This window comes from Bradyrhizobium dasycarpum, from assembly GCF_042019905.1.
GTDB classification, from domain to species: Bacteria; Pseudomonadota; Alphaproteobacteria; order Rhizobiales; family Xanthobacteraceae; genus Bradyrhizobium; species Bradyrhizobium japonicum_B.
Map to the genome: position 1 here is coordinate 5,497,087 of NZ_CP169574.1, position 26,614 is coordinate 5,523,700.

At 65.6% G+C, this 26,614-nt stretch carries 28 protein-coding genes and 1 other RNA gene; 11 read left to right on the top strand and 18 right to left on the bottom strand.

Annotated features, from left to right (window positions below):
* Positions 1–55 precede the first annotated feature (55 nt).
* Positions 56–1,555 (top strand): phosphomannomutase/phosphoglucomutase, encoded by a 1,500-nt coding sequence (locus tag ACETMP_RS26190; protein ID WP_375158419.1) that lies wholly within the window; start codon positions 56–58, stop codon positions 1,553–1,555.
* 12 nt (positions 1,556–1,567) lie between these two features.
* On the opposite strand, the gene ACETMP_RS26195 is transcribed toward ACETMP_RS26190, so the two are convergent.
* From ACETMP_RS26195 to ACETMP_RS26205, 3 genes are all read right to left on the bottom strand, one after another.
* Complete coding sequence (locus ACETMP_RS26195; protein WP_375158420.1) at positions 1,568–2,407, bottom strand: sterol desaturase family protein; 840 nt, start codon at positions 2,405–2,407, stop codon at positions 1,568–1,570.
* Positions 2,408–2,416: 9 nt separating this feature from the next.
* A complete protein-coding gene (locus ACETMP_RS26200; protein WP_375158421.1) occupies positions 2,417–2,731 on the bottom strand; it encodes a cysteine rich repeat-containing protein in 315 nt (104 codons plus the stop codon).
* Positions 2,732–2,804: 73 nt separating this feature from the next.
* Positions 2,805–3,026 (bottom strand): hypothetical protein, encoded by a 222-nt coding sequence (locus tag ACETMP_RS26205; RefSeq protein ID WP_028138907.1) that lies wholly within the window; start codon positions 3,024–3,026, stop codon positions 2,805–2,807.
* A gap of 183 nt (positions 3,027–3,209) precedes the next feature.
* On the opposite strand from ACETMP_RS26205, the gene ACETMP_RS26210 reads away from it, so the two are divergent.
* Both ACETMP_RS26210 and ACETMP_RS26215 read left to right on the top strand, forming a co-directional pair.
* Positions 3,210–3,932, top strand: a complete 723-nt coding sequence (locus ACETMP_RS26210; protein ID WP_375158422.1) for a response regulator — start codon at positions 3,210–3,212, stop codon at positions 3,930–3,932.
* Positions 3,932–5,281 carry a sensor histidine kinase gene (locus ACETMP_RS26215; RefSeq protein ID WP_375158423.1) on the top strand — a complete coding sequence of 450 codons (1,350 nt, stop codon included), beginning with the start codon at positions 3,932–3,934 and terminating at the stop codon, positions 5,279–5,281. The genes ACETMP_RS26210 and ACETMP_RS26215 overlap by 1 nt, the downstream gene beginning before the upstream one ends.
* A gap of 64 nt (positions 5,282–5,345) precedes the next feature.
* Here the strand turns inward: ACETMP_RS26215 and ACETMP_RS26220 are convergent, their stop codons facing one another.
* The 4 genes from ACETMP_RS26220 to ACETMP_RS26235 form a co-directional block, all read right to left on the bottom strand.
* Positions 5,346–5,855 (bottom strand): Lrp/AsnC family transcriptional regulator, encoded by a 510-nt coding sequence (locus tag ACETMP_RS26220; RefSeq protein WP_028138904.1) that lies wholly within the window; start codon positions 5,853–5,855, stop codon positions 5,346–5,348.
* Positions 5,856–5,925: 70 nt separating this feature from the next.
* The gene (locus ACETMP_RS26225; protein WP_375158424.1) at positions 5,926–6,876 is read right to left on the bottom strand and encodes a sugar kinase; all 951 of its coding nucleotides are present in this window, start codon (positions 6,874–6,876) and stop codon (positions 5,926–5,928) included.
* Between the two features lie 6 nt (positions 6,877–6,882).
* On the bottom strand, positions 6,883–7,821 hold the full coding sequence (nudC, locus tag ACETMP_RS26230; protein ID WP_375158425.1) for an NAD(+) diphosphatase: 939 nt from the start codon (positions 7,819–7,821) through the stop codon (positions 6,883–6,885).
* Between the two features lie 10 nt (positions 7,822–7,831).
* A complete protein-coding gene (locus ACETMP_RS26235) occupies positions 7,832–8,251 on the bottom strand; it encodes an HIT domain-containing protein (RefSeq protein WP_375158426.1) in 420 nt (139 codons plus the stop codon).
* Between the two features lie 211 nt (positions 8,252–8,462).
* Between ACETMP_RS26235 and ffs the strand changes: the two genes are divergently transcribed.
* The 5 genes from ffs (at position 8,463) to ACETMP_RS26260 (ending at position 11,891) form a co-directional block, all read left to right on the top strand.
* An RNA gene (gene ffs, locus ACETMP_RS26240) (signal recognition particle sRNA small type) lies at positions 8,463–8,559 on the top strand.
* Positions 8,560–8,654: 95 nt separating this feature from the next.
* Positions 8,655–10,478 carry a DNA polymerase III subunit gamma/tau gene (locus ACETMP_RS26245; protein ID WP_375158427.1) on the top strand — a complete coding sequence of 608 codons (1,824 nt, stop codon included), beginning with the start codon at positions 8,655–8,657 and terminating at the stop codon, positions 10,476–10,478.
* A gap of 26 nt (positions 10,479–10,504) precedes the next feature.
* Positions 10,505–10,825, top strand: a complete 321-nt coding sequence (locus ACETMP_RS26250; protein WP_028138899.1) for a YbaB/EbfC family nucleoid-associated protein — start codon at positions 10,505–10,507, stop codon at positions 10,823–10,825.
* A 1-nt stretch (position 10,826) separates the two neighbouring features.
* Positions 10,827–11,429 carry a recombination mediator RecR gene (recR, locus tag ACETMP_RS26255; protein WP_028138898.1) on the top strand — a complete coding sequence of 201 codons (603 nt, stop codon included), beginning with the start codon at positions 10,827–10,829 and terminating at the stop codon, positions 11,427–11,429.
* Between the two features lie 27 nt (positions 11,430–11,456).
* Positions 11,457–11,891: a hypothetical protein gene (locus ACETMP_RS26260; RefSeq protein ID WP_028138897.1), complete on the top strand. Its 435-nt coding sequence runs from the start codon at positions 11,457–11,459 to the stop codon at positions 11,889–11,891.
* 134 nt (positions 11,892–12,025) lie between these two features.
* Here the strand turns inward: ACETMP_RS26260 and ACETMP_RS26265 are convergent, their stop codons facing one another.
* The gene (locus tag ACETMP_RS26265; RefSeq protein WP_375158428.1) at positions 12,026–13,381 is read right to left on the bottom strand and encodes an MFS transporter; all 1,356 of its coding nucleotides are present in this window, start codon (positions 13,379–13,381) and stop codon (positions 12,026–12,028) included.
* Between the two features lie 140 nt (positions 13,382–13,521).
* Entirely contained in the window at positions 13,522–14,721 is a 1,200-nt protein-coding gene (locus tag ACETMP_RS26270; protein WP_257178512.1) for a DNA recombination protein RmuC, read from the bottom strand.
* Positions 14,722–14,892: 171 nt separating this feature from the next.
* Here ACETMP_RS26270 and def point away from each other — a divergent pair, with 171 nt between their 5' ends.
* From def to truA, 3 genes are all read left to right on the top strand, one after another.
* Entirely contained in the window at positions 14,893–15,417 is a 525-nt protein-coding gene (gene def / locus ACETMP_RS26275) for a peptide deformylase (RefSeq protein ID WP_375158429.1), read from the top strand.
* 117 nt (positions 15,418–15,534) lie between these two features.
* Positions 15,535–16,458 (top strand): methionyl-tRNA formyltransferase, encoded by a 924-nt coding sequence (gene fmt, locus ACETMP_RS26280; RefSeq protein WP_375158430.1) that lies wholly within the window; start codon positions 15,535–15,537, stop codon positions 16,456–16,458.
* Between the two features lie 110 nt (positions 16,459–16,568).
* Positions 16,569–17,306: a tRNA pseudouridine(38-40) synthase TruA gene (gene truA, locus ACETMP_RS26285; RefSeq protein ID WP_375158431.1), complete on the top strand. Its 738-nt coding sequence runs from the start codon at positions 16,569–16,571 to the stop codon at positions 17,304–17,306.
* Positions 17,307–17,477: 171 nt separating this feature from the next.
* Here the strand turns inward: truA and dapE are convergent, their stop codons facing one another.
* The 9 genes from dapE to yidC all read right to left on the bottom strand — a co-directional run bounded on the left by dapE (position 17,478) and on the right by yidC (position 26,602).
* Positions 17,478–18,644, bottom strand: a complete 1,167-nt coding sequence (dapE, locus tag ACETMP_RS26290; RefSeq protein ID WP_375158432.1) for a succinyl-diaminopimelate desuccinylase — start codon at positions 18,642–18,644, stop codon at positions 17,478–17,480.
* Complete coding sequence (locus ACETMP_RS26295) at positions 18,641–19,267, bottom strand: DUF805 domain-containing protein (protein ID WP_375158433.1); 627 nt, start codon at positions 19,265–19,267, stop codon at positions 18,641–18,643. Before ACETMP_RS26295 ends, dapE begins: the two co-directional genes overlap by 4 nt.
* A 148-nt stretch (positions 19,268–19,415) precedes the next feature.
* A complete protein-coding gene (gene dapD, locus ACETMP_RS26300; protein WP_375158434.1) occupies positions 19,416–20,261 on the bottom strand; it encodes a 2,3,4,5-tetrahydropyridine-2,6-dicarboxylate N-succinyltransferase in 846 nt (281 codons plus the stop codon).
* Between the two features lie 147 nt (positions 20,262–20,408).
* Complete coding sequence (locus ACETMP_RS26305; RefSeq protein WP_375158435.1) at positions 20,409–21,098, bottom strand: pyrimidine 5'-nucleotidase; 690 nt, start codon at positions 21,096–21,098, stop codon at positions 20,409–20,411.
* Between the two features lie 194 nt (positions 21,099–21,292).
* The gene (locus tag ACETMP_RS26310; RefSeq protein ID WP_375161990.1) at positions 21,293–22,279 is read right to left on the bottom strand and encodes a DUF1036 domain-containing protein; all 987 of its coding nucleotides are present in this window, start codon (positions 22,277–22,279) and stop codon (positions 21,293–21,295) included.
* 158 nt (positions 22,280–22,437) lie between these two features.
* Positions 22,438–23,325, bottom strand: coding sequence for an acetylglutamate kinase (gene argB / locus ACETMP_RS26315; protein WP_028138885.1), 888 nt, complete (start codon positions 23,323–23,325; stop codon positions 22,438–22,440).
* 269 nt (positions 23,326–23,594) lie between these two features.
* A complete protein-coding gene (locus ACETMP_RS26320) occupies positions 23,595–23,960 on the bottom strand; it encodes a DUF423 domain-containing protein (protein ID WP_375158436.1) in 366 nt (121 codons plus the stop codon).
* Positions 23,960–24,613 carry a ribosome biogenesis GTP-binding protein YihA/YsxC gene (yihA, locus tag ACETMP_RS26325; RefSeq protein ID WP_375158437.1) on the bottom strand — a complete coding sequence of 218 codons (654 nt, stop codon included), beginning with the start codon at positions 24,611–24,613 and terminating at the stop codon, positions 23,960–23,962. Before yihA ends, ACETMP_RS26320 begins: the two co-directional genes overlap by 1 nt.
* A gap of 114 nt (positions 24,614–24,727) precedes the next feature.
* Positions 24,728–26,602 (bottom strand): membrane protein insertase YidC, encoded by a 1,875-nt coding sequence (gene yidC / locus ACETMP_RS26330; RefSeq protein ID WP_375158438.1) that lies wholly within the window; start codon positions 26,600–26,602, stop codon positions 24,728–24,730.
* Positions 26,603–26,614: the final 12 nt, after the last annotated feature.

A 26,614-nucleotide genomic window follows, 5' to 3' on the forward strand; every position in this document is an offset into this window, starting at 1 on the left:
TGGCCTGGCATTCGCTAAGGCTGCCTCATTTCCTGCCCATTCACGAGACCGTCTCATGTTCCCGAAGCCGAAATCCGTATTGTTGCCCAACACCTACGCCTTCGAATCCGAGCCGATGGTGAAGCCGACGGGATTTCGCGAATACGATGCGCGCTGGTTGTTCCAGAAGGAAATCAACCTGATGGGTGTGCAGGCGCTCGGCATGGGGCTGGGCGCGTTGATCGCCGAGCTCGGCGTCAAACAGGAGATCGTGACCGGCCACGATTTCCGCGGCTACTCGGCCTCGATCAAATATGCGCTGATCTCCGGCCTGATGGCCGCGGGCTGCAAGGTGCACGACATCGGCCTTGCGGTGACGCCGATGGCCTATTTCGCGCAATTCGATCTCGACGTGCCCGCTGTCGCCATGGTCACGGCCTCGCACAACGACAACGGCTGGACCGGCGTGAAGATGGGCGCCAACCGTCCGCTCACTTTCGGTCCCGACGAAATGACGCGGCTGAAGGAGATCGTGCTCAATGCCGAATTCAAGAACAAGGCGGGCGGCTCCTACCAATTCCACGAGAATTACCCGGCGCGCTACATCGCCGATCTCACCTCCCGTCCGAAGCTGACGCGCAAGCTGAAGGTGGTCGCGGCCTGCGGCAACGGCACCGCCGGCGCCTTCGCACCGCAGGTGCTGGAGGCGATCGGCTGTGAGGTGATCCCGCTCGACACCGAGCTCGACCACACCTTCCCGAAATACAATCCGAATCCGGAAGACATGGAGATGCTGCACGCGATCCGCGATGCGGTGCTGCATCACAAGGCCGATGTCGGCCTCGGCTTCGACGGCGACGGCGACCGCTGCGGCGTCGTCGACAATACCGGCGAGGAGATCTTCGCCGACAAGGTCGGCGTGATGCTGGCGCGCGACATGTCGGCGATCCACAAGGACGCGCAGTTCGTGGTCGACGTGAAGTCGACCGGCCTGTTCGTCACCGATCCGGTGCTGCAGAAGCAGGGCGCGAAGGTCGCCTATTGGAAGACCGGCCATTCCTACATGAAGCGCCGCACCAACGAGATGGGCGCGCTCGCGGGCTTCGAGAAGTCGGGCCACTTCTTCTTCAACAAGCCGTTCGGCCGCGGCTATGACGACGGCCTGGTCTCGGCGATCGCGATCTGCGACATGCTCGACCGCGCGCCGGGCAAGTCGATGGCGGATCTGAAGGACGCGCTGCCGAAGACCTGGTCGTCGCCGACCATGTCGCCGCATTGCGCCGACGAGACCAAATACGGCGTCATCGACAAGGTGGTGAAGCACTTCGAGGGCCTGCAGGCCAGGGGCGCCAAGATCGGCGGCCAGTCGATCCGCGATCTCGTCACCGTCAACGGCGTTCGCGTCACGGTCGAGGACGGCAGCTGGGGCCTGGTGCGCGCCTCCTCCAACAAGCCCGAGCTCGTCGTCGTGGTCGAGAGCCCGGTCTCCGAGCAGCGCATGCACGACATGTTCGAGATGGTGAACAGCGTGCTGCGAACGCATCCTGAGGTCGGCGAGTACAACCAGAAGATCTGAGCGCTAACGCGCTCAGCCTCCGGGCGGGCCGAACAGTGTGCGGAGCTTCGCGCCTGCACCCCGTGCCTTCCGGGCGTCGCCCAGCATCGCGGTCCATTCGCCGAGCGCAATCCGGATCGGGTTGAAGGATTGCACGCCGCCGACGAGGCCGAAGCGGAGCGGCTGGTCGGAGGGATGTTCGGCAAAGGTCCCGAACAGGCGGTCGAACACGATCAGGATGCCGCCGTAGTTCTTGTCGAGGCACGGCTCGTTGTAGGCATGATGCACGCGATGGTGGCTCGGCGTGTTGAGCACCCATTCCAGGACCCCGAGCTTCGGTCCGAACTGGCTGTGGATGAAGAACTGGTAGAGCAGGTTGATGCCGAGCATTGCCACGATCGCGAGCGGATAAAATCCGATCAGCGCCAGCGGCAGGAAGAACAGGAAATTGCCCGAGACGTTTCCGGTCCAGCCGAGCCGGATCGCCGCGGTCAAGTTCAGTCGCGTTGTCGAGTGATGCACCGAATGCGTCGCCCACATCCAGCGAATGCGATGCGAGGCGCGATGCTGCCAATAGTACAGGAACTCGCTGCCCAGGAATAACCCTGCGAGTGCAAGCGGACCGGTCTGTGCGAAGTCGAACAGGCGGTGCTCGTACAGGAACGCGAACGGCATCGCGAGCATGCCTGCCTCGACCGCGCGCAGCAGATTCTGTCCGAGGGCCACGCCGAACGAGGCAACGCTCTCGCGCCAGTCGTGGGTATCGCGGTGCGCGAGGCGGCCGATGCCGTACTCGAGCAGCATCAGGCCGAGCGCGGTTGCGAGGATCATGCGCCGGAGCACCGGATCGAGCAGGAGTGAAGCGTAGCCCACGGCATCCTCCTACTTCGGCGCCGCGCCGGCACTGTTGCGCAGCGCCTGGGCACGGGGCAACGTTTGGGCGCAGGACGAGGAGAGCTGGCCGGCATGGGATTGCAGGCAGGCGAGGACGCGTCCGCCGCCCGGCGTGACGTTGCTGCAAAGCTTGTCGAAGTCGGTGCGGCAGGCCTGCATCAGGCTCTTCGCTTCGCTGCGCATCTGCGGCGTCATCTGGGTTTGCAGCTGGGTCTGGGCAAGCGCGCAGGTCGCGGTCGCAACGCCGAGGGCGGCGATGGCTGCAAGTCGCGACAGTGCGATGGGATTGAAGATCGATGACACCGTGATGGTCCTTTCTGATCAGGCAAGGCTCGCCGTCGCCGCGCGGGGCTGACGCGGCGATGGCGGCGCTGCGTCAGCGCGAGATCGTGCCGGTGCGGGTGTAGGTGTTGCCGGCAGGACCGGTGCGCGTCACGCTGCGCGTGCAGCTTCCGTAGGCGCAGCTTCCCGTCGCGGTGACGTGGGAGGTGCCGCGCGGTCCGGTTGCTGTCGCCGACCTCGTCCAGGCGTTGGCGTCGGCCGCCGCGGCGACCGACAGGGTGCCGATGACGAGGGAGGTGAGGAAAAGCTTGGTCATGTCGTCGTCTCCTTCTGGGGGCTGCCGTGAACGGGAGCCGTAGAGCGGAGACTGGAGCCGCGGCGTCTGCGCCGCATTGCCCGGACGAAACGATTGTTAGGGCTTTGTCGACACCGTGTAACACTATGTAACAACGGCGCCGCTGCCCTTGCGCGGACCGCGTGATCGTCCAAGATGCGGTTGATGAACGCGCATTCGGCCACGATCCTCATGGTGGAGGACGATCCCGAGATCAGCCGCCTCGTCGCCGACTTCATGCGGCGCGAGGGGTTTGAGGTCGCCTGCGTCGCCGACGGCAAGGCGATGGATTCGATGCTCCAGCGCCTGCGGCCCGACCTCGTCATTCTCGACTTGATGCTGCCGGGCGAGGACGGGCTTTCGATCTGCCGCCGCTTGCGCGCCGACGATTCCCTCCCGATCCTGATGCTCACCGCCAAGAGCGACGAGATCGATCGCGTGGTCGGCCTCGAGATGGGGGCGGACGACTATCTCACCAAGCCGTTCGGTCCGCGGGAGCTGCTGGCGCGGGTTCGCGCCATCCTGCGCCGTGCCAGCGGGGCTCCGGCAAAGCCGCTGGTCAGGCGGTTTGCGTTCGACCGCTTCGTGATTGATCTCGATGCGCGCAGTGTCGAGACGGTCGAGGCCGAGTCGCCGGAGCTGCAATTGACTAGCGCCGAGTTCGACCTGCTCGGTTGCTTCGTGCAGCGGCCGCGCCGGGTGCTCACGCGCGACCAGATCCTCGACTGGACGCGGGGACGTTCGGCGGAGCCGTTTGATCGCACCGTCGACATGCTGATCTCGCGGCTGCGCCGCAAGCTCGATGGCGCCAGCCCCGGCTCCAACCTGATCACGACGGTGCGCAATGGCGGCTATCTGTTCACCGCGTCCGTCAAGCAGGTGTCGTGATGCTGCGCGTGACACTCGCGGCGCGGCTCGCCCTGATCGGGCTGGTGGGATTCATCTTGGTGAGTACCGTGGTCGTCGCGATCTTCTACCGGACCACCCTCCGCGAGAACGAGCTGACGCGACCTTCGCCCGCGCGTCTCGATGCGCTGGCCACGCTCCTGGAGCGGACGGCGGCCGGCTCACGGCAGGAGGTGCTCGATGCGGTGACTTCGCCGCAGTTCACGGTGCGCATCGTACCCTCGGGTGCGCCGGTCGGCGGGGAGACCCCGCCGCAGCAGCAGGAATTGCGCGACAGCTATGCGGCCGGCCTTGCAGGCCGTCCGGTCGAGATCGTGTCGCCGCCGAACCATCGCGCCAGTCGATGGTTTCCCCGCCTCGCGCGCTTGATGGCCAACGCGGTCGAATTCCGCATCGGTCTGCGCAGCGGCGAGTTGCTGATCATCGATGCCTATACCCGCCTGCCGGTCACCCCGTTCGGCCTGCCCGTCGGCTTCGGGGCAGGCCTGTTCGGGTCGGTCGTGGCGCTGCTGGCGCTGCTCGTCATGCAACGCGAGACGCGGCCGCTGGCGCAACTCGCCGCCGCGGTCGATCGCGTCGACCTGTCGGCCGATCCGCCGCCATTGCCGGATGCGCGACGCAGCGCGCCGGAGATCCGCGCCGTCATCGCCGCATTCAACCGCCTGCAGGGACGGCTTGCCGAGATGCTGCGTGCACGCATGACGCTGGTCGGCGGCATCGCCCATGACGTCAGGACGTTTGCGACACGGTTGCGGCTGCGCGTCGAGCACATTCCCGACGATGCCGAGCGGCAGCGGGCCGTGGCCGATATCGACGACATGATCCGGCTGCTCGATGACGCGCTGCTGTCGACGCGGGCGGGCGCCGGCGGATTGTCGCAGGAAATGATCGAGCTCGCCGCGCTGGTGGCGGGCGACGTTCACGACCGCCGCGTCCAGGGCGCGGTCGTCGATCTGGTCGCGGACGAGCGTGCGCGCAACGTCGTCGTGCTCGGCGACCGGCTCGCCTTGCGGCGGGTCTTCGCCAACATCATCGACAACGCTCTCGCCTACGGCCATGCCGCACATGTGCGCGCGGCCCTGAAGGACGGTGCCGTCGTCGTGTCGATCGACGACGAGGGGCCGGGCATTCCCGCCGATCAACGCCAGACCGTGCTGGAGCCGTTCCACCGGATGGAGAAGTCGCGCAATCGCGCGACCGGCGGTGCCGGCCTCGGCCTCGCGGTCGTCCGCAATTTGGTCGAGGCCCATGGCGGAACGATCGAGATCGGCGCATCGCCGGGCGGAGGCACGCGCGTCAGCGTCACCCTGCCGGTGTTTCAGCCGACTTGAGGCGTTTTCGAGCGAAGTGGATACCGGCTCGCGGGAAGAAAACGCGTCAGAATGAGAATCGGCGTCAGGCCGCCACCACCGCGGGAATCGGCAATGCCGTGACGGACTTGATCTTCTCCATCGCGAAGCGCGAGGTAACGTTCTTCAGCGGTACGGCGCTGATCAGCTTCTTGTAGAACACGTCATAGGCCTGCATGTCCGCGACCACGACGCGCAGCATGTAGTCGACGTCGCCGGCCATGCGGTAGAACTCCATCACCTCGGGCATGGCGCTGACGGCTTCGGCGAATTTCTTCAGCCAGGCGTCGGAATGGTCGGAGCTTTCGACCGACACGAACACGGAGATGCCGAGGCCGATCTTGTTCTGGTCGACGAGGGCGACGCGCTTGATGATCACGCCGTCGGCCTCCAGCCGCTGGATGCGCTTCCAGCAGGGGGTCGAGGACAGGCCGACGCGGTCGCCGATCTCGGCGACGGACAGCGAGGCATCCTCCTGGAGCACCATCAGGATCTTGCGATCGATGGCATCGAGGCGGCGGCTGGTCTCGGGGACCTGGACGGCGACATCAGTCATTTGAAGAACTTTGTTCCATTTCAGGGGTGTATTTCCCTGATATAGAGAAAATATTTCTAGAGCAAGCTCATTATCGCGGCCCCCCGCCGGCTCCCAGGACTGGGGCGGAGCGCAAAAGTTCTTCGATTTCAATACGTTGCGGGGCAGCGAGACCACCGCCGTGACGGGTGCATTTCAGCGCTGCTGCGGCCGCGGCGAAGCGCAGCGCCTCCCGCACATCCTCGCCTTCGACCAAGCCTAGCGTGAAGGCGCCATGGAAGACGTCGCCGGCGCCAAGCGTATCGACCGCCTCGACCGCGAAGGCCGGCGTCTCCTCGAGCGCGCCTGTCTCGTTCAGCCAGATCGTGCCATTCGGACCGCGGGTGGCCGCGAGGAAGGCGGGCGTCAGCCGGGCCAGACGCCTCAAGGCCCCGCCGTCGTCGGCGATGCCGGCGGTCTCCTGCACCTGCTCGCTGGCGAACAACAGATGCGATGCCGCCGTGAGCAGGCCGTCCTGCAACGCCATCGCGCGGTCGACGCCGACAATGACGGGAATGCCGCGCCGGCGTGCCTCGGTGCAGAGGGAGATCGCGAACGCGGCGCAGCGGCTTTCGACCAGCAGGGCCCGGCAATCGGCGAGCAGTTTCTCGGCGTCGGGCAGCTTCACGGTCCATAGACGGGGATCGCGATAGATCGTGAGCGTCCGCTCGCCCGAGGGCTCGATCATGATCGCGGAGACCGGCGTGGTCACATCGGGCATGCGCACGATGTGCGTGGTGTCGATGCCCTCCTGCGCCATCTGCGCGAGAATGAAGCTGCTCGATGTCTCGCCAACGTCACCCATCGGTCCTGTGAATGCGACGCGGCCGCCGAGCCGTGCGATCGCGATGGCGGCATTGAGGGCATTGCCGCCGCAGATCTCGGCGAGATGCGTGGCGTTGGCCTTGCTGCCGCGCGCAGGCACGGCCGCGACCCGAAAGGTGAGGTCGCGGACGGGAATGCCGACGCAGAGAATGCGCGGCGCGGCCCCAAGTTGCGCCATCGGCGGTCAGCTCTTGTCGTGGACCCAGCGGCCGAGCAGGTGGTGGGCGATAGCGAAGGGATGCGGGCCGGCGAGCCCGTCCGGATGCGTCCGCGTCAGCATCAGGGCGGCCTCCTCGCGCGTGAACCAGCGCGCGTCCTCCAGCTCCATGCGATCGACGACGATATCCTCGCTCACGGCCCGCGCGCTGCAGCCGATCATCAGCGACGACGGATAGGGCCAGGGCTGGGTCATGTAATATTGCACGTCGGTGCAGCGAATGCCGGATTCTTCCAGGATCTCGCGGCGCACCGCATCTTCGATGGTCTCGGCGGCCTCGACGAAGCCGGCGAGGCAGGAATACATGCCGGGCGGAAACTGCTTCTGGCGGCCGAGCAGGCACTTGTCGCCGGAGGCCACCAGCATGATCACGACCGGGTCAGTGCGCGGAAAATGCTCGGCCTTGCAAGCCGGACAGTCGCGCTTCCAGCCGCCTTCCTTCATCGCGCTGCGCGCGCCGCAATTGGCGCAATAGCCGTGGCGCTGGTGCCAGCTCACCATCGACTTCGCCATCGCGATCGCCGAGAGCTCGCCGGGCGGGATCGCGCCCTGCATCGCCATGCCGCGCAGCTCGGTCAACATGTAGTCCTCGCGCCCCACCAGCTTCTCGGCGGCAGCCTGCGACAGGCCCATGCCGAACATCGCGGCGCCGTCGCGGAGCCCAAGGAAGATCGTGCCGGGATTGGCGCCGCACTTCAGCGCCTCGTCGATCGTGAGCAGCGCGCGGACCTTGTCGCCCTCGCGCTTGACCAGCAACGAGTCGCGGTAGACGACATAGGCGCGCGAGGACGGCTTCTGCTCCATCGCGAACAGCTTCTCCTCGTCGCGGCGCAGATGCGCGGCGCGGTCGAGGATGTTGGTGACGAAGGCCGGCTGCCCCAGCGGAAATGCGTCGAATGCTGACATTATCGATCTTTCAACCCAACCAGATCTTGCGGCGAAGCACACTGATGAAATTCTGAACCTCTGCGGCATCGTGCGCCAAGGGCGGCATCACGCCCCAGACCGGCCGCGGCCAGGCGGCGTCACTGGTGCGACGCGCGATGATGTGAACGTGCAGCTGCGGCACCAGATTGCCGAGCGCCGCGATATTGAGCTTGTCGCATTTGGTGACCTCCTTCAGCGCGCGCGAGACGCGGGAGATCTCGGTCATCAACTGCGCCTGCTGCACCTCGTCGAGATCGATGATCTCGACCGCGTCGGGTCGGCGAGGCACCAGCAGCAGCCAGGGATAATGCGCGTCCTTGATGACCAGCACTTTGGACAGCGGCAAATCGCCGATGTCGATGGTGTCTTCTTTCAGGCGGGAGTGGAGCGACCAGGCGGGTTCGGGCATGAAGGCTTCTCTGGATTGATTCTTACCGTCGCAGAGACCAGGTCCCCAGACAACATGCGTATGCGCCGTAGTTCTTATGCTCCGGACCCGGTAGGGCGCGCCGTTCGAGGGCGGAACGATGCGGTTCGGGCCTGGAAGTCCCCCGAACGGCCGCCGGAACAGCCGTAGACCCCGCTTGCTTTCCGCTCCCTTTGGCCCCAAATAGGGACCGGGAGATTGGCGGTGGACGAGCCACTCGCCAACCGGGTCAGGTCCGGAAGGAAGCAGCCCTAACGAGGTCCGGATCGGGTCGCTCGTCAGTCTCCTACCTGTTTTTCGAGCAAACCAGCGCCGGCGGCACCAGCCGCCAGCGCGCTCCTTTCCGCAAAAGCCGGCCAAGAGACATTTCATTGCGGATCGACCGATGACCGACGCTGGCGCCCCCTCCAATCCCGATAGCGCCGGTCCGGCCGGCAACGCGCCGTACCGGGTGCTGGCGCGCAAATACCGTCCATCCTCATTCGACGATCTGATCGGCCAGGAGGCCGTGGTCCGCACCGTCTCCAATGCGTTCGAGACCGGGCGGATTCCGCAGGCCTGGATCCTCACCGGCGTCCGCGGTGTCGGCAAGACCACCACCGCGCGCATCCTGGCCCGCGCACTCAACTACGAGATGCCGGATGGTTCGGTGAAGGGCCCGACCATCCACATGCCGACCCTGGGCGTGCATTGCCAGGCGATCATGGAAAGCCGGCACATGGACGTGCTGGAGATGGACGCGGCCTCGCATACCGGCGTCGACGACGTCCGCCAGATCAACGACAGCGTGCGCTATGCGCCGGCCAGCGCCCGCTACAAGGTCTACATCATCGACGAAGTCCACATGCTGTCGACAGCGGCGTTCAACGCCTTCCTGAAGACGCTGGAGGAGCCGCCGGAGCACGCCAAATTCGTGTTTGCGACGACGGAGATCCGCAAGGTTCCGGTCACCGTGCTGTCGCGCTGCCAGCGCTTCGACCTGCGCCGCGTCGACGCCGACGTGCTGATGAAGCACCTCGCCAACATCGCCGCGAAGGAAAACGTCGAGATCGAGCCTGAGGCGCTCGGCATCATCGCCCGCGCCGCCGAAGGCTCCGTGCGCGATTCGCTGTCGCTGCTCGACCAGGCGATCGCGCATGCGGCAGGCGCCGTGAAGGCCGATGCGGTCCGGCAGATGCTGGGCGTTGCCGACCGCACCCGCGTGATCGACCTGTTCGAGTCGCTGGCGCGCGGCGACATCGCGGCTGCCTTCAAGGAGTTCCGCGACCAGTACGACGTCGGCGCCGATCCCATCGTCGTGCTCTCCGATCTCGCTGAATTCGTCAATTTCGTCACCCGCGTGAAGATCGTGCCGGCGACCGCCGACAACGTCGCTTACGGCGAGACCGAGCGCGTGCGCGCCAGGGAGTTCGCCTCGAAGATCTCGATGCGCGTGCTGTCGCGGATGTGGCAGATGCTGCTCAAAGGCATCACCGAGGTGCAGGCCGCAACACGGCCCGCGGCGGCCGCAGAGATGGTGCTGGTGCGTATCGCCTATGTCGCCGACCTGCCGACGCCCGATGAAGCCATCAGGATGCTGGAGCAGAACGGCGGCGGCTCGCCGGTCGTGAGCGGTGGCAGTGCTGCACGCAGCAGCGCGCCGGCCGCGCCGGTGACGTCCGCGGCGCCGGTTCGCATGCCGACCGCCTCGCCGCCTTCGTTCGGGGGCGGCGGGGCCCGGCCGCAGATGGCGGCGCCGGCGCCGGATCCGCAAGGGGCAGCGCCGCAACTGCGCATCACGAGCTTCACCCAGCTCGTTGCGCTGGCCGGGCAGAAGCGCGATCTCATCACCAAGGGCGCGCTCGAAGGCGATATGCGGCTCGTCCGTTTCGAGGAGGGCCGGCTGGAAGTCGCGCTCGAGCCCAACGCCTCCAAGACCATGATCTCGGAGCTTGCGAAGAAATTCGAGCTGTGGACCGGCCGGCGCTGGACCATCGTCGTCTCCAACGAGCAGGGCCAGCCGACGCTGCGCTCGGTGAACCAGGCCGCCAAGCAGCAGCATGCGCGTACCGCCGAGGCCGATCCGCGCGTGCAGGAGGTGCTGTCGCGTTTCCCCGGCGCCAAGGTCGTCGAGGTCCGCAGGCTTGCCCCCGAGACGCCGGAATCCGATATAAGCACCGACTATGGCAGTGACGATCCGCCCGACGGTTCCGACGGCGACGATCTCTGAGCCGAGCTTTTCAAGGACAGACACCGATGGCTGATTTTCTCGGCATGATGAAGCAGGCGGCGCAGCTGCAATCCAAGATGCAGGAGATGCAGGAGCAGCTCGCCAACGTGGAAGTCGAGGGCATCTCCGGCGGCGGCCTCGTCGCCGTGCGCATGACCGCGAAGATGGACGTGAAGGGCATCAAGATCGATCCCTCGCTGATGAAGCCGGAAGAGCGCGAGGTGCTGGAAGACCTGCTCGTCACCGCCATGGGCGATGCGCGCCGCAAGGCGGAGGCCGCGATGCAGGAGAAGATGCAGGCTCTCACCGGCGGGCTCGGCCTGCCGCCGGGGTTGTTCGGCCAGTAATATGGGCGCTGTTGCAGGTCCCGAGATCGAGCGGCTGGTCCAGCTGCTCGCACGGCTGCCGGGCCTCGGTCCGCGCTCGGCGCGGCGCGCGGCGCTGCATCTGATCAAGAAACGCGAAGCGTTGATGATGCCGCTGGCCTCCGCCATGCAGGTGGCGCTGGACAAGGTCCAGGTCTGCAAGACCTGCGGCAACATCGACACGCAAAATCCCTGCACCGTCTGCACCGATCCGAAGCGCGATCCCGCCATCATCGTCGTCGTCGCCGACGTCGCCGATCTCTGGGCGCTGGAGCGGGCCAATGCGACTCAAGGGCGCTATCATGTGCTGGGCGCGACATTGTCGCCGCTCGACGGCGTCGGCCCGCAGGATCTGACCATCGACGCGCTGGTCGCGCGCGCCCATGATTCGCAGGTGCACGAGATCATCCTGGCGCTGAATGCGACGGTGGACGGTCAGACCACGGCGCACTACATCACCGACCTGCTTCAGGACGCCAATGTGAAGGTGACACGGCTCGCCCATGGAGTTCCCGTCGGCGGCGAGCTTGATTATCTCGACGAAGGTACGCTATCGGCAGCGATGCGGCAGCGCACCCTGTTCTAGCCATTCACAGATCACGGAACGGACGACATGACGAAACTTTTCGCCACACGATTGGCTTTGGTTGCGACGATGGCGATGCTGGTGACCCCGGCCATCTCCGCGCAGCCGGGTGACGAGGCCCCGCCGCCGTCGAAGCCCGGCAAGCCGATCAACAATGGCGACGTGCTGTCGGGCGAGCTGAACGCCATGAAGGTGCGCGACGGCAAGAACGGCAAGCGGGTTCCGATGTATCAGATCACCTCCGAGCCGCGTCGCCTGCCGGCGCCGAACGGGCTGTGCAATCTCGAAACCGGCCCCGAGACCTTCCAGCTCGTCACCTCCAGCGACGCGCAGGCCACGCAGCTGAAATCGTTCGTCGGCAAGGAGATCTCGGTCAAGGTCGACGAGATCGCCTGCGCCAGCGATGCCGGCCAGATGAGCGAAGCCGTGATCACGAAGTGGAGCATCATCAAGAAGCAGTAGGGGTTGGAGTCGTCTCCCCGATTCCGGTGTCATCGCCCGCGAAGGCGGGCGATCCAGACGCCGCGGCTTCTCGGTCAATCACGACTGTCTCGGAGTACCGGATGCCCCGTCTCCGCGGGGCATGACAGAGGCGCCTACACCCGCACCGGCCCCAGCGCCTCGAAGTGCCCGCGCTTCTGCAAGTAAGCCAGCAGCATCAGGCTCGGAATGGCGACGAGGACGGAGATCGCGAAGAACATCGGCCAGCCCGTCGCCTTCGCCAGATAGCCCGCACCCGATGACAAATAGGTGCGTCCCACGGCGGCGAGCGCCGTCAGCAGCGCATACTGGGTCGCGGTATGCAGCGGGTTCTGGCACAGCGCCGACAGATAGGCGACGAAGATCACGGTGCCGATGGCGTTGCAGAAATTGTCGGAGGTGATGGCGAGGGTCAGCGCCCATTCATTGACGCCGACCAGCGCGAGCCATGAGAATGACAGGTTGGACATCGCCTGGACGATGCCGCCGATCCACAGGCTCGTGGCCAGCGAATAGCGCCGGGCCACGAAGCCTCCGGCAAAACCGCCGGCCAGGGTCGCCACGATGCCGACGCCCTTGACGATCACGGCATAGTCGTTCCGCGTGAAGCCGATGTCGATCACGAACGGCACGGTCATGTTGCCGGAAAACGCGTCGGTAAACTTGAACAGCACGACGAAGGCGAGCACGACCCATGCTTCCTTGCGTCGCAGGAATTCCGAGAACGCGCCCAGCGCGGCATGGAACACCCGCGTGAGTGCGTCCTCGTCCCGCGTGGCGGCTTCGGCGCGCCCGGATTGTGCGGGCTCGGTGGCGGCCAGCGCCGTCGCCGTGCCGATCAGCACCAGCGCCGCCATCACCACATAGCCCCACATCCAGGCGGCGCCACGAGGGACGATCGCCTCGAAGCCGGTGACGATGAACAAGGCGCCCGCGGTCGATATCAGCATGCCGATGCGATAGGCCGCGACATAGGCCGCCATGCCGGCGGCCTGCTCGCTTTCGGGCAGGCTTTCGACGCGGAAGGCATCGACCACGATGTCCTGCGTCGCGGACATCGTCGCGACCAAGAGCGCACCAAACGCGACGAACAGCGGCGAGCGCGCCGGATCGGTCAGCGCCAGCAGCAGGATCGCGCCGATCAGCAGCAATTGCGAGAACACCAGCCATCCACGCCGGCGGCCAAAGGTGCGCGTGAAGAACGGGACATGCAAGGCATCGACCAGAGGCGCCCAGAGGAACTTGAGCGTGTACGGCGTTCCAACCAGTGCAAAGAGCCCGATCGTTCCGAGATCGACCCCGGCCTCGGCCATCCACACCAGCAGCGTCGAGCCCGACAGCGCCAGCGGCAACCCCGAGGAGAAGCCGAGAAACAGCACGATCAGCACCCGCGGCTGCAGGTAGACGGCAAGGCTGTCGCGCCAGGAGGTTGCAGGAGCGGCGGCGGGCGAAGTCGCGTCGGGTGCGGTCATGGGGTCGTGTTAGCAGATTCTGGCGGCGCTGCCTCTGCCACAAAGTCCGTCATGCCCGGGCTTGTCCCGGGCATCCACGTTCTTAATGCCGCCGGAAAGCCGTGGATGGCCGGGACAAGCCCGGCCATGACGACCTAGAATCACTCTCCCGCCTGGAGCTTGCGCGGAAACAGCTCGCCTGCGGCCGTCGCCACCAGCCGCGGTCCCTCCGGGGCGTCGCTCTTGCTGAAATCGAGCTCCTCGATGCGTCCCGCGCGCTTCTCGATCTTGTCGGCGGAGATCAGCACCTGGCGGACGTCCTCGTTGACGTCGGCGAAATGCTTCTGCAGCTTCAGCACGCGGTCGCGCAGCCGGCCGAGGTCGTCGCCAAGCTTGATCACCTCGGTGCGGATCTGGTCGGCGGCATCGCGCATGCGCGCGTCCTTCATGATCTGCTGCATCACCTGGATCGCGAGCATCAGAAGCGAGGGCGACACCAGTACGACGCGGGCGCGATAGGCCTTCTGGATCACGTCGTCGAAGCCGTCGTGGATTTCGGCGTAGACCGATTCCGACGGCACGAACATCAGCGCCATCTCCTGGGTCTCGCCGGCGACGAGATATTTTTCGGCGATGTCGCTGACATGCTTCATCACGTCGCCGCGCAGCCGCTGCGTGGCGAGGCGCTTCTCCTCGTCGGTGCGGGCATCGTGCAGCGCCGTCATCGCCTCCAGCGGAAACTTGGCGTCGATACAGAGCGGGCGCTGGTCGGGCAGGAACACGACGCAGTCCGGCCTCTTGCCGGTCGAGAGCGTGAACTGGAACTCGTAGGATCCCTTCGGCAGCCCGTCCTGGACGATCGCCTCCATCCGCGCCTGACCGAAGGCGCCGCGCGACTGCTTGTTGGCGAGCACGTCGCGCAAGGTGGTCACCTGGGTGGTGAGGTCGGTGAGGTTCTTGTGCGCGCTGTCGATGATGCCGAGCCGCTCGTGCAGCGCGCGCAGGCTCTCCATGGTGTTGCGGGTCGAATGTTCCATGGACTGGCCGACGCGATGGGTCACCGAATCCAGTCGCTCGTTGACGGCCCGCGCCATCTCGGCCTGGCGGCCGGCGAGCGCCTGGGTCATGGCGTCGACCCGGCCGGAGGATTCGCTCTGGGCCCGCAGCACCTCGCTCAGGCGCTCCTCGAGCTCGTCGGCCCGGATCGCGTGCGCCATCGCGAGTTCCGCGCCGCGCCGTCCGGACCGCGCGATTACGACCGCAATCACCACCAGCAGGATGAGAACCAGGGCGCCGAAGCCGATCAGCGCGTCCACGACGCGCACCGGCCAGTCGCCGAGCATGAAGATGATGTCGTTCATGCCGACCCTTCTAGCCGATTCGCCTGGGCATACGAACGAATAGCGAACATTTATGGTAAATGCTCCGTTAATTTTTATGGTTAACGAAACCTGAAGTTTTATGGTTAGCGAGGAGTTAACAGGGTTCCGGGCTGCATTGACCGCATCGGGCATGGGGCTTAAATCGCGGCCATGGCCCTCAGAGAAATCATCATCCTGCCCGACAAGCAGCTGCGCCTGGTCTCCAAGCCGATCGAGAAGGTCACCTCGGAGATCCGCAAGCTTGCCGACGACATGTTCGAGACCATGTACGACGCGCCCGGCATCGGCCTCGCCGCGATCCAGGTCGCGCAGCCGCTGCGGCTGATCACCATGGACCTCGCCAAGCGCGACGAGAACGGCGAGACCAAGCCGCTGCCGCGCGTCTTCATCAACCCCGAGATCATCGCCTCTTCGGAAGAGCTGTCGGTTTACGAGGAAGGCTGCCTGTCGATCCCCGAATATTACGAGGAGGTCGAGCGCCCGGCGAAGGTGCGCGTGCGCTTCACCGATCTCGACGGCAAGGTGCACGAGGAGGACGCCGAAGGCCTCTATGCCACCTGCATCCAGCACGAGATCGACCATCTCAACGGCGTGCTGTTCATCGACTATCTGTCGAAGCTCAAGCGCGACCGCGTGTTGAAGAAGTTCGAGAAGGCCGCCAAGCGGGCGGAGTAATCCGTCATTCCAGGGCGATGCGCAGCATCGAACCCGGAATCTCGAGATTCCGGGTTCGGCTCTTCGAGCCGCCCCGGAATGACCGTCAGTGAATAGCGTCTCTCGCAGGTTCTTCCCATGCCCCTCCGCCTGATCTTCATGGGCACGCCCGATTTCTCCGTGCCGACGCTGCTCGAGCTGGTCGCGCATGGCCACGAGATCGTGGCGGTCTACACCCGTGCGCCGAAGCCGGGCGGGCGGCGCGGGCTGCAATTGCAGCCAACCCCGGTCGAGGAGGCTGCGCGAAAGCTCGGGGTGCCCGTGCTGACGCCGAAGACGCTGAAGACCCAGGAGGCGCTCGATGAATTTCGTGCGTTCGAGGCCGATGCCGCCGTCGTGGTCGCCTACGGCATGATCCTGCCGCAGGCGATCCTCAATGCGCCAAAACTCGGCTGCTACAATCTGCATGCCTCGCTGCTGCCGCGCTGGCGCGGCGCGGCTCCGATCAACCGCGCGATCATGGCCGGCGATGCCGAGAGCGGCGTCATGGTGATGAAGATGGATGTCGGTCTCGATACCGGCGACGTCGCCATGGCCGAGCGGCTCGCGATCACGGACAACATGACGGCGGCGGAGCTCCACGATCGGCTCTCGCGTCTCGGTGCCGATCTGATGGTACGGGCGATGGCCGCGCTCGATCGCGGCGGGCTCCAGCTCAGGAAGCAGAGCGAGGACGGCGTCACCTATGCCGCCAAGATCGACAAGGCCGAGGCGCGGATCGACTGGCGCAAGCCGGCGCGCGAGGTGCTGCGCCACATCCACGGCCTGTCGCCGTTTCCCGGCGCCTGGGCCGAGCTGGAGAACGCGCGCGTCAAGATCCTGCGCTGTCAGCTGGCGCAAGGCGCGGGCGAGCCGGGCGCGGTGCTCGACGATCAACTCACCATCGCCTGCGGCGAGGGCGCGATCCGCATCGTCGAGCTCCAGCGCGAGGGCAAGGGCCGGATGCAGGCCGCGGACTTTCTGCGCGGCGCGCCGTTGAAGGCGGGAGCCAAATTCAGCTAACCAACCGTCATACGCGGGCTTGACCCGCGTATCCATCTTCCAACAAGACTGTCTCCAGGCGATGGATTGCCGGGGCAGGCCCGGCAATGACACCGGATCAAGTCGGATCGATGCCCCGCTACAAGCTCACCATCGAATATGACGGCGCGCCGTTCTTCGGCTGGCAGGTGCAGGACACGCTGCCGTCGGTCCAGGGCGCGCTGCAGGCTGCGGTGAAGGCGATGACGGGAGCGGATCTGCGGGTGCATGGCGCCGGCCGCACCGATGCCGGCGTGCATGCGCGCGGCCAGGTCGCGCATGTCGACGTCGACAAGCAGTTTCCGCCGGGCCGTTTTCGCGACGGGCTCAACGCGCATCTGCGCCCGCATCCGATCGCGGTGCTGGAGGCCGAGATCGTGCCCGACGACTTCGAGGCACGCTTCTCGGCGGTGAAGCGGCACTACCGCTATCGCGTCATCAACACCCGCGCCAATCTCGCGCTCGATGCCGGCCACGCCTGGCGCGTGCCGCGCAAGCTCGATGCCGAGGCGATGCATGCGGCAGCCCAGCGCCTGCTCGGCAAGCATGATTTCACCACCTTTCGCGATACCGAGTGCCAGGCCAAGTCGCCGGAGAAGACGCTCGACCAACTCGACGTCACGCGCGACGGCCGCGAGATCACGATTCTCACCTCGGCGCGCTCGTTCCTGCACAGCCAAGTCCGCTCGATGGTGGGATCGCTGGTGTGGGTCGGCGAGGGCCGCTGGACTGCCGACGATCTCTCCGCAGCCCTCGCCGCCCGCAACCGCGCCGCCTGCGGCATCGTCGCGCCGCCGGAGGGACTGTATCTGATGAAGGTGGATTATTGAGTGCGCGCCTTGGTCGTTTGCGTTCTCGCCACACCCACCGCCGTCATGCCCCGCGAAGGCGGGGCATCCAGTACGCCGCGGCCTCTCGGTTCAAATCACTGACGCTGGTGGAATACTGGATCGCCCGCCTTCGCGGGCGATGACAACGGAGAGTTGAGCGGCAGCAATACCCTACCCAAAATACCGCGCCAAAATCCCGCGATACACCCGCGTCAGCTTCTCCAGATCGGCAACCGGCACGCGCTCGTCGACCTGGTGCATGGTCTGGCCGACCAGTCCGAACTCGATCACCGGGCAATAGCCGGAGATGAACCGCGCGTCCGAGGTGCCGCCTGAGGTCGACAGCTCGGGCTTGCGCCCCGTCACCTCCTCAATCGCAGAGACCGCGAGATCGGTGAACGGCCCCGGCTTGGTCACGAACACGTTCGAGTTCGAGGGCTCCCAGACGATGCGGGCCTTGATGCGGTTGCCGCAGGCTTTGGCGAGACGCGTCTCGACCAGCTCGCGCAAGCTCGCCTGGGTGTGGTTGTCGTTATAGCGGATGTTGAACTTGGCGCGGGCCTCGCCGGGGATGACGTTGAAGGCCTTGTTGCCGACGTCGACCGAGACGAATTCGAGATTGGAGGCCTGGAATTGCGCACTGCCATGGTCGAGCGGCTCGTCGGAGATCGCCACGATCAGCCGCGAAATGTCAGGCACCGGATTGGCGGCGCGGTGCGGATAGGCGACGTGGCCCTGCACGCCGTCGACGACGAGCGTGCCGGATTGCGAGCCGCGCCGGCCGATCTTGATAGTGTCGCCGAGCGTCTCGACGTTGGAAGGCTCGCCGAGCACGCAATGGTCGAATTTTTCGCCGCGCTCGGCGGCCCATTTGAGCAGCTTGATGGTGCCGTTGATGGAGACGTCTTCCTCGTCGCCCGTGATCAGGAACGAGATCGAGCCCGCACCGTCCTCGCGCGGCTTGCCGCCGTTGGCGGCGAGATGCTCCAGCACCGCGGCGACCGAGCAGGCGATGCCGCCCTTCATGTCGACCGCGCCGCGGCCGTGCAGCACGCCGTCCTTCACCTCGCCCGAGAACGCGCCGACGCTCCAGGCGCTCTCGTCCCCGGGCGGCACCACGTCGGTGTGGCCTGCGAAGGTGATGTGCGGACCATCGGTGCCGATCCGAGCGTAGAGATTGTCGACGTCGGCGGTGCCTTCCTCGCTGAACGTCACGCGGTGACAGGTGAAGCCGGCAGCGGAGAGGATTTTTTCGAGCACCCCGAGCGCTCCGGCATCGGCCGGGGTGACTGAGGGGCAACGGATCAGGTCGCGGGCAATGGAGAGAGCATCGGTCATGCGTCCCGCTTAACATGCATCCCGCCGGGTGGGCTAGCACGGGGCGGGACAAATTCGATCTCCCGGCTCTGGTCCCAGCGTTTCGCAGGAGACGCGGCGGACGTCGAATCGCCATCGGCTACCGGATCAGGACCGAACCGATTGGGCCCAACGGTGCCGCGTAGGAAGCCGGTCTCGATAAAGGCGGCGAGGGGGAGGATGACGCTCGCGAGCCCGAGCGGCAGCATCCAATAGCTGTCCGGGAGGCGGTCCTCGAACTGCTTATAGAGGCCCGGCAGCACGAAATAGGCAAGCAGCCACCACGCGCTCTTGTCGCGGTCATGCAGGCGCTTCACCATGATCGCGAGATCGATCCAGAGCATCAATGCGGTTGCGGCCAGCTTGAGCAGCAGCAGCGGCAAATTGTCCAGCAGCGACCATCGATAGGCCGCGGGATCGATGATCTTGAAGACGTCCTCAGCATTCAGATTGAAGGATTTGACCTCGCTGCCGAGGGCGGACAGGACGCTCAGGCAGAGCAAGACCAGCAGGATCATGCCGCACAGGGCCAAGATCAGGCTGCACCAGAACCCGGCGCGGCTCATGCGGCCATCGAAGCGGAAGAGGTACCAGGTCCAGCGCATGCGAACGGCTCCGGGCGGAACGGGGCCGCCCGGAAATTGGTCGCGATGGAGGCAGAGTGGGTTCGATCCTGGCAGCGAATGGTGAATGGCCAATCGCGAGTAGGGTGCGCGTCCTATTCGCCACTGGCCATTCGCTACTCGCCTTGCATCAATCCCGCAGCAACTCGTTGATGCTGGTCTTGGAGCGCGTGCGCTCGTCGACGCGCTTGACGATGACGGCGCAGGCGGTGCTGGGGCCGATCTGGCCGTTCTTCATCGGCTTGCCGGGCAGCGCGCCGGGCACCACCACCGAATATTCGGGGACTTCGCCCATGAAGACCTCGCCGGTCTCGCGGTCGACGATCTTGGTCGAGGCGCCCAGGAACACGCCCATCGACAGCACCGCGCCCTTGCGCACGATCACGCCTTCGGCGACCTCGCTGCGCGCGCCGATGAAGCAATCGTCCTCGATGATCACGGGCTCGGCCTGCAGCGGCTCGAGCACGCCGCCGATGCCGGCGCCGCCGGAGATGTGCACGCGCTTGCCGATCTGCGCGCAGGAGCCGACGGTGGCCCAGGTGTCGACCATGGTGCTCTCATCGACATAGGCGCCGAGATTGACGAAGGACGGCATCAGGACGACGTTCTTGGCGATGAAGGCCGAGCGGCGCACCACGGCGCCGGGCACCGCGCGAAAACCGGCATCGCGAAAACGGTTCTCGCCCCAGCCCTCGAACTTCGATGGCACCTTGTCCCACCAGGTCGCCTTGCCGGGACCGCCCGGAATGACGCCCATGTCGTTGAGGCGGAACGAGAGCAGCACCGCCTTCTTCAGCCATTGATTGACCTTCCACTTGCCGTCGGCGCCGCGCTCGGCAACGCGCGCCTCGCCCTTGTCCAAGGTCTCCAGCGCCTGATCCACGGCTTCGCGCACCTCGCCCTTGGTCGAGGTCGAGATGGTCTCGCGCGCGTCGAAGGCGCTGTTGATGGTGGATTCGAGGGCTGCAAGGGACATCGGGATTTCCTCTGGGGAAGGCGTGGTTTCGTGTGAATTGGAGCGCTTTTTCGGGATTTGCAGGGGTGGAGTCAAGGCTGCGTTCTGTGTCATCACCCGTGAAGACCCGTAGCCCGGATGGAGCGCAGCGTCATCAGGGCTACGAAATCACCGCGACAGTCCCGCCAAGAACCCCGCCAGATCATCCGTGACGTGGTCGACATGGGCGGCGTCCCGCCCCTCCAGTTCCCAGTCCTCGCGCACCACCTCTTTCGTGCCGTCCGGCACCACCAGCACCGTGGTCATGCCGAGCGCATGCGGCACGGTGAGGTTGCGGGCGAGGTCCTCGAACATGGCGGCGCGGGTCGGATCGACCGAATGGTCGGAGAGGAATTTCCGATACGTCTGCGCCGCCGGCTTCGGCTCGAATTCGGCGGCGATGATGTCGAACACGCCGTCGAAATGGCTGGCGAAGCCGAGTCGCGCCAGCACCGCATCGACATGGTCGACCGAGCCGTTGGTCAGGATCAGCTTGCGCCCGGACAATCTTGCGATGGCTTCGCCGAGCGCGGGGTTAGGCTCCAGCGGCGAGTGGTCGATCTTGTGGACGTAGGCGAGATAGTCGTCGGCGGAAACGCCATGCAGGGTCATCATGCCGCGCATGGTGGTGCCGAAGCGCCGGTAATAATCCTTCTGGATGTTGCGTGCTTCTTCCGGGCCGACATTCAGCCAGTTGCACACGAACTCCCCGATCCGCGCATCGACCTGCTGCCACAGATTGACGTGATGCGGATAGAGCGTGTTGTCGAGGTCGAACACCCAGGTGTCGACGTGGTCGAAGGTGCGGGGAGAGGTCATGTCAACGTTCTCAGTTCGTCGTCCCGGACAAGCACGCCTCAAGCGCGCGCCGATCCGGGACCCATAACCACAGGGAGAAGTTTGGCGAAGGCTCGGAGTGATGCGTTCGCCTCAAACAACGCCCTGTGGTTATGGGTCCCCGCCTTCGCGGGGACGACGGCGGAGTTTGTGGCGCTACCCTCATCACATCACCATCACGGTACGGCGAAGCGCAGCGTCTTGCCGCCGCTCGACATGTCAACCGCGCCAAAGCCCGTTGCCGAAAATCCGCGCGCGCCGCAATCGGTCTGCTCATTGGTCTCGAACTTGGTCTCGCGCGTGCACAGCTGCCTGTCGCCGCCCCAGTTCAGCGGTCTGTCCTTCAGCTTGACGGTGCGGTTGTCGGCGTCGACGGCCTCCGCGAAGCTGAAGATCTGCTTCGGCTGGCCGGTCACGTCAGGATGCAGGCAGGTCTTGGGATCGATGCGATACCAGCCGCGGCTGGTCACGGACTTGCCGTCGTCGGTCGCGATCGCCGCCATCACCTTGTGCGGCGTATCGTTGCACCAGGTAAGGCCGGTCGCAGACGGCGTCTGCACCGCATCGACCATGGTCTTGAAGAAGCTTGGCGAGCCTACGATGTCCGACGACAGGCCGCGGCTCTTCAGGAACGCGGCCAGCGCGGCCTGTGTCTTCGGTCCGTCGACGCCATCGATCGGCGCGGCGTCATAGCCTGCGATCACCAGAAGCCGCTGGATGCCGGCAAGCCGTGCCTGCTCGTCGTCATACTCGGAATCCTCGGCGAGGTAGGCAATGAGGTTGCCGTCCGCGCCTTGCGTCGGCGTCACTTGCGTGAAGGCGGCCTGGGCCTGGCCGGTGCGGCATTGCCGGGCCGCCGCGATGACGAAATTGTCCTGGGCGACGCAGAGCATGTCGCGACCGCTCTGCGGGATCGGGGAGGCGCCATAGACGCCGAGCGCGCGCGCGTGGAGCAAGATGCGGTCGGCGGTCAGCGTGCCCTGCACCACCACGCGGCAGGTGGCGGGATCGATCCTGAACCAGCCGCGCGTCGCGGTCGCCGCCTTGTCGTCGATGCCGATCGCGGCCTCGACCACATAGGACATGCGGTTGCAGATCTTGAGGTCGGCGAAGGCGGGGGCGGAGGAGAAGAAAAACGAGACGGTCGCGGCCGGCAGCGTCATCAGAAAGCGGGTGAGGCGGGAGCGGCAGCGCGGGCGCTGAACTCTCCGCTCGTCATGCCCGGGCTTGTCCCGGGCATCCACGTTCTTGGCTCCGGACGAAAGATCGTAGATGGCCGGGACAAGCCCGGCCATGACGGCGTCTCTCGTGTTCTCGTCTCTCACTTGTGGATCAGCGTTCCCGTGCCCTGGTTGGTGAACAGCTCGAGCAGCACCGCGTGCTGCATCTTGCCGTCGATGATGACGACGCCTTCGACGCCCTGCTCCAGTGCGTAGATGCAGGTCTCTACCTTCGGGATCATGCCGCCGGAAATGGTGCCGTCGGCGATCAGCTTGCGCGCATCCTTGACGGACAATTGCGGGATCAGCTTCTTCGATTTGTCGAGCACACCCGGCACGTCGGTGAGCAGCAACAGGCGCTTGGCCTTCAGCGCGCCGGCGACCGCACCGGCAAAGGTGTCGGCGTTGACGTTCAGCGTCTGGCCGTCCTTGGAGGTCGCGAGCGGCGCCAGCACCGGGATCAGCTCGTAGCCGATCAGCTGGTTGAGCAGCGTAAGATCGACCTTCTCGGGGTCGCCGACGAAGCCGAGATCGATCGCCTTCTCGATGTTGGAGCCCGGGTCGACGATGGTGCGCGTCGTCTTCGACGCCTTCACCATGTTGCCGTCCTTGCCCGACAGCCCGACGGCCTTGCCGCCGGCCTCGTTGATGTAGCCGACGATCTGCTTGTTGACGGAGCCGGCGAGCACCATCTCGACGATCTCGATGGTCGCGGCATCGGTGATGCGCAGCCCGGCCGCGAATTCCGACTGAATGCCGAGGCGCTTCAGCATGGTCGCGATCTGCGGCCCGCCGCCATGCACCACGACGGGATTGATCGCAGTCTGTTCGAGCAGCACGATGTCGCGGGCAAAGTTCTTCGCGGTCTCCTCGTCGCCCATGGCGTGGCCGCCATATTTGATGACGATGGTTTCCTCGTCATATTGCTGCATGTGCGGCAGCGCTTCGGACAGGATGCGGGCCTGGTCGAGCGGGGAGATGTCGGTCATGTCGCGGTCTCGCTGGCGGGACGGTCGGTGCGCGTTCTATCCGATTGGCGGGCGCGGCGCAAAGTGTGGCGTTCCTTTTTACCCTCCCTGGAGGGGAGGGTCGATCGCGCGTAGCGCGAGCGGGGTGGGGTGATCTTTCCACACGAACACTGTTGGATGGGGAGAGATCTTCACCCCACCCCGCTACGCATCTCGCTTCGCTCATACGTAGCGACCCACGGGCGAGCTACGCTCGTCCCGGACCCCTCCAGGGAGGGTAAGAGGGAGCGTCACTTCCTCGCGGCCACCGCCGCCACACTCACCGCCAGCCAGCCCGCGATCATCACCGTTCCGCCGGTCGGTGCTGCCATCGGAAACAGCGAGTGTCCCGCATATTGCCGCAAGGTGAGGTCGCCCGCGAACAACGCGGCGCCACTCACGAGGCCGAATGCGGCGACGAGGCCAATTCCGCCATGCAGAAGGCCGCGCGCGAGCAGCGCTGTGGTCGCAAGGATGGCCGTTGCGTGAAACAGCAGCATGGCGCTCGCCGTGGCAAGCCGGCTCGCATCCGCGCCGTGCGCGGAGGCCGCGGCCAGCGCGACGCCGGCGGCGCCCATCAATCCGGCAAGCCCGATCAGGAGGCGATGGGCCGGCATTACTTGCTCCGCTCTTCCAAGAGCTTCGCCATCGCGGCGCGCAGGCTCTCCATGCCGGTCGAGCTGCGCGACGATGTCGCGAGCACGTTCGGGAACGCGGCCGGATGCTTGGCCAGCGCAGCCTCGGTCTCGGCGATGCGCGCCTGCAGCTCGGACGCCTTCACCTGATCGGCCTTGGTCAGCACGACCTGGTAGCTGACGGCGGAGCGGTCGAGCGTGTCCAGCACTTCGAGATCGACGTCCTTCAGTCCATGGCGTGCGTCGATCAGCACGTAGACGCGAGCGAGGCTGGCGCGTCCGAGCAGGAATTTGTGGATCAGCTCGGTCCAGGACGCGACCTGGCTCTTCGGCGCCTTGGCATAGCCGTAGCCGGGCATGTCGACGAGACGCAGGTCGGTCTTGCCCGGGACCTCGAAGAAGATCAGCTCCTGGGTGCGGCCCGGCGTATGCGAGGTGCGCGCCAGCGCGTTGCGCCCCGTGAGCGCATTGATCAGGCTCGACTTGCCCACATTGGAGCGGCCGGCAAAGGCGACCTCCAGCCCGGCCATCGGCGGCAGCGTCTGGATCGAGGGCGAAGCCCAGATGAACTGCCAGTCGCGCGCGAACAGCTTGCGCCCGGCCTCGATCAGCTTCGCATCTTTGTCGTCGGTCATGCGAAGACTCTTTTGTTGCACTGTCATTCCGGGCGATGCGAAGCACCAGACCCGGAATCTCGAGATCCGGGTCTGGTGCTTCGCACCATCCCGGAATGACAAAGTGAGAGAGACCTACGTCGCCTTCCGCGCGAACGTCGCCTTGAGATTGTCGAACAGCTCCACCTTCACGCCGTTGCGGCGCATGATGTAGCTCTGCTGGACCACCGAGAGCAGATTGTTCCAGGCCCAATAGATCACGAGGCCCGCGGGGAAGCCCGCCAGCATGAAGGTGAAGATCAGCGGCATCCAGTTGAAGATGATCTGCTGCGTCGGATCCGGCGGCGTCGGGTTCAGCTTCATCTGGAACCACATCGTGATGCCCATGATGATCGGCCAGATGCCGAGCGCGAGGTAATAGCCGAACACGGGAATGGTTGTCGGATCGAACGGGATCAGCCCGAACAGGTTGAACAGGTTGGTCGGGTCCGGCGCCGAGAGGTCCTTGATCCAGCCGTAGAACGGCGCGTGCCGCATCTCGATGGTGACGAACAGCACCTTGTAGAGCGCGAAGAACACCGGGATCTGGATCAGCACGGGCAGACAGCCGGCGACCGGATTGATCTTCTCCTTGCGGTAGATCTCCATCATCTCCTGCTGCTGCTTCACCTTGTCGTCGGGGTAGCGCTCCTTCAGCGCCAGCAGCTGCGGCTGGACCGACTTCATCTTCGCCATCGAGGCGTAGGACTTGTTCGCCAGCGGGAAGAACAACAGCTTCACGATCACGGTGACGAGCAGGATCGAGATGCCGAAATTGCCGAAGAAGCGGAAGAAGAAGTCGAGGCCGAGGAACATCGGCTTGGTGAGGAAGTGGAACCAGCCCCAGTCGATCAGCAGATCGAAATGGTTGAGGCCGAGCTCCTTGTTGTAGCCGCCATGGCCGGCGAGCGGGAAGTTGATGCCGACCACGCCGGCTTCCTTGGCGCCCGCGAACAGCCGCGCGTTCGCCGTCGCGGTGCCGCCGATCGCGACCGTGACGGGGTCGAGCAGATAGTCGGTCTGATAGGTGTGAACCTTGCCGACGGGGTTCGACGAGAACCGCGCCTGCAGCCGCGCATTGGTGTCGGGCAGCAGCGCCGAGGCCCAGTACTTGTCGGTGATGCCGAGCCAGCCATTGGTGACGTTGTTGAAATTCACCTGCTTGGCTTCGTCGACCTGCTTGTAGCCATATTCCTTCAGCTTCTCGTCGCCGAGATAGCCGATCAGGCCTTCATGCAGGATATAATAGCCGGAAACCTGCGGCGCGCCGTGGCGCGAGATCAGCGCGAACGGATAGAGCGTGACAGGCGCATTGCCGACGTTGTTCACCTCGTCCTTGATGGTGAAAAGATAATGGTCGTCGACGGCGATGGTGCGGCGGAAGGTGAGGCCGTCGCCATTGTCCCATTTCAGGATCACGGGCGTCGACGGCGTCAGGCTGCCGCTGCCCTCCTGCTGCCAGACGGTCTGGGCATCCGGCATCTTTGCCGTCACGCCCGTCGCCGCCACCCAGCCGAACTCGGCGTAATAGGGCTCGGCGGTGCCCGAGGGCGAATAGAGGACGATCGGCGGCGATTTCGGATCGACCGTCTCGCGATATTGCACCAGCGCGATGTCGTCGATGCGGCCGCCCTTCAGCGAGATGCTGCCGACGATCCGCGGCGTCTCGATCTTGACGCGCGGGCTGGCTGCAATGGCGGTCTCGCGGGCGACGATCGGCTGTACCTGGTTCACCGCCGGCGTCGACGGCTGGGCAGCGCCGGGCTGCGGCGCGCTGCCGGGCATCGCCGGCGCGCCACCTGGCGTCGCGGACGCGCTCGGCTGGGGCGTTGTGCCCTTCTGCAACTCGGCCTGCGTCTGCTGCTGGGCGCGCTGCTTCTCCATCTGCGGCACGTTGTAGAAATACTGCCACGCGATCAGCACCAGGCCGGACAGAATGACGGCGAGGATGGTGTTACGATTGTCGGTCATCTCGATTGTCTC

Excerpts from the sequence above, each read along its gene's own strand:
- ACETMP_RS26250 (WP_028138899.1), top strand. The coding sequence starts at position 10,505 with ATGGCTGATTTTCTCGGCATGATGAAGCAGGCGGCGCAGCTGCAATCC.
- ACETMP_RS26295 (WP_375158433.1), bottom strand. The coding sequence starts at position 19,267 with ATGCGCTGGACCTGGTACCTCTTCCGCTTCGATGGCCGCATGAGCCGC.
- yihA (WP_375158437.1), bottom strand. The coding sequence starts at position 24,613 with ATGACCGACGACAAAGATGCGAAGCTGATCGAGGCCGGGCGCAAGCTG.
- ACETMP_RS26245 (WP_375158427.1), top strand. The coding sequence starts at position 8,655 with ATGACCGACGCTGGCGCCCCCTCCAATCCCGATAGCGCCGGTCCGGCC.
- ACETMP_RS26235 (WP_375158426.1), bottom strand. The coding sequence starts at position 8,251 with ATGCCCGAACCCGCCTGGTCGCTCCACTCCCGCCTGAAAGAAGACACC.
- fmt (WP_375158430.1), top strand. The coding sequence starts at position 15,535 with ATGCCCCTCCGCCTGATCTTCATGGGCACGCCCGATTTCTCCGTGCCG.
- ACETMP_RS26265 (WP_375158428.1), bottom strand. The coding sequence starts at position 13,381 with ATGACCGCACCCGACGCGACTTCGCCCGCCGCCGCTCCTGCAACCTCC.
- ACETMP_RS26210 (WP_375158422.1), top strand. The coding sequence starts at position 3,210 with ATGAACGCGCATTCGGCCACGATCCTCATGGTGGAGGACGATCCCGAG.
- ACETMP_RS26215 (WP_375158423.1), top strand. The coding sequence starts at position 3,932 with ATGCTGCGCGTGACACTCGCGGCGCGGCTCGCCCTGATCGGGCTGGTG.
- ACETMP_RS26305 (WP_375158435.1), bottom strand. The coding sequence starts at position 21,098 with ATGACCTCTCCCCGCACCTTCGACCACGTCGACACCTGGGTGTTCGAC.
- ACETMP_RS26310 (WP_375161990.1), bottom strand. The coding sequence starts at position 22,279 with ATGACGCTGCCGGCCGCGACCGTCTCGTTTTTCTTCTCCTCCGCCCCC.
- truA (WP_375158431.1), top strand. The coding sequence starts at position 16,569 with ATGCCCCGCTACAAGCTCACCATCGAATATGACGGCGCGCCGTTCTTC.
- ACETMP_RS26205 (WP_028138907.1), bottom strand. The coding sequence starts at position 3,026 with ATGACCAAGCTTTTCCTCACCTCCCTCGTCATCGGCACCCTGTCGGTC.
- ACETMP_RS26190 (WP_375158419.1), top strand. The coding sequence starts at position 56 with ATGTTCCCGAAGCCGAAATCCGTATTGTTGCCCAACACCTACGCCTTC.
- ACETMP_RS26225 (WP_375158424.1), bottom strand. The coding sequence starts at position 6,876 with ATGGCGCAACTTGGGGCCGCGCCGCGCATTCTCTGCGTCGGCATTCCC.
- dapD (WP_375158434.1), bottom strand. The coding sequence starts at position 20,261 with ATGTCCCTTGCAGCCCTCGAATCCACCATCAACAGCGCCTTCGACGCG.
- ACETMP_RS26220 (WP_028138904.1), bottom strand. The coding sequence starts at position 5,855 with ATGACTGATGTCGCCGTCCAGGTCCCCGAGACCAGCCGCCGCCTCGAT.
- yidC (WP_375158438.1), bottom strand. The coding sequence starts at position 26,602 with ATGACCGACAATCGTAACACCATCCTCGCCGTCATTCTGTCCGGCCTG.
- ACETMP_RS26270 (WP_257178512.1), bottom strand. The coding sequence starts at position 14,721 with ATGAACGACATCATCTTCATGCTCGGCGACTGGCCGGTGCGCGTCGTG.
- nudC (WP_375158425.1), bottom strand. The coding sequence starts at position 7,821 with ATGTCAGCATTCGACGCATTTCCGCTGGGGCAGCCGGCCTTCGTCACC.
- dapE (WP_375158432.1), bottom strand. The coding sequence starts at position 18,644 with ATGACCGATGCTCTCTCCATTGCCCGCGACCTGATCCGTTGCCCCTCA.
- ACETMP_RS26320 (WP_375158436.1), bottom strand. The coding sequence starts at position 23,960 with ATGCCGGCCCATCGCCTCCTGATCGGGCTTGCCGGATTGATGGGCGCC.
- def (WP_375158429.1), top strand. The coding sequence starts at position 14,893 with ATGGCCCTCAGAGAAATCATCATCCTGCCCGACAAGCAGCTGCGCCTG.
- ACETMP_RS26260 (WP_028138897.1), top strand. The coding sequence starts at position 11,457 with ATGACGAAACTTTTCGCCACACGATTGGCTTTGGTTGCGACGATGGCG.
- recR (WP_028138898.1), top strand. The coding sequence starts at position 10,827 with ATGGGCGCTGTTGCAGGTCCCGAGATCGAGCGGCTGGTCCAGCTGCTC.
- argB (WP_028138885.1), bottom strand. The coding sequence starts at position 23,325 with ATGACCGACATCTCCCCGCTCGACCAGGCCCGCATCCTGTCCGAAGCG.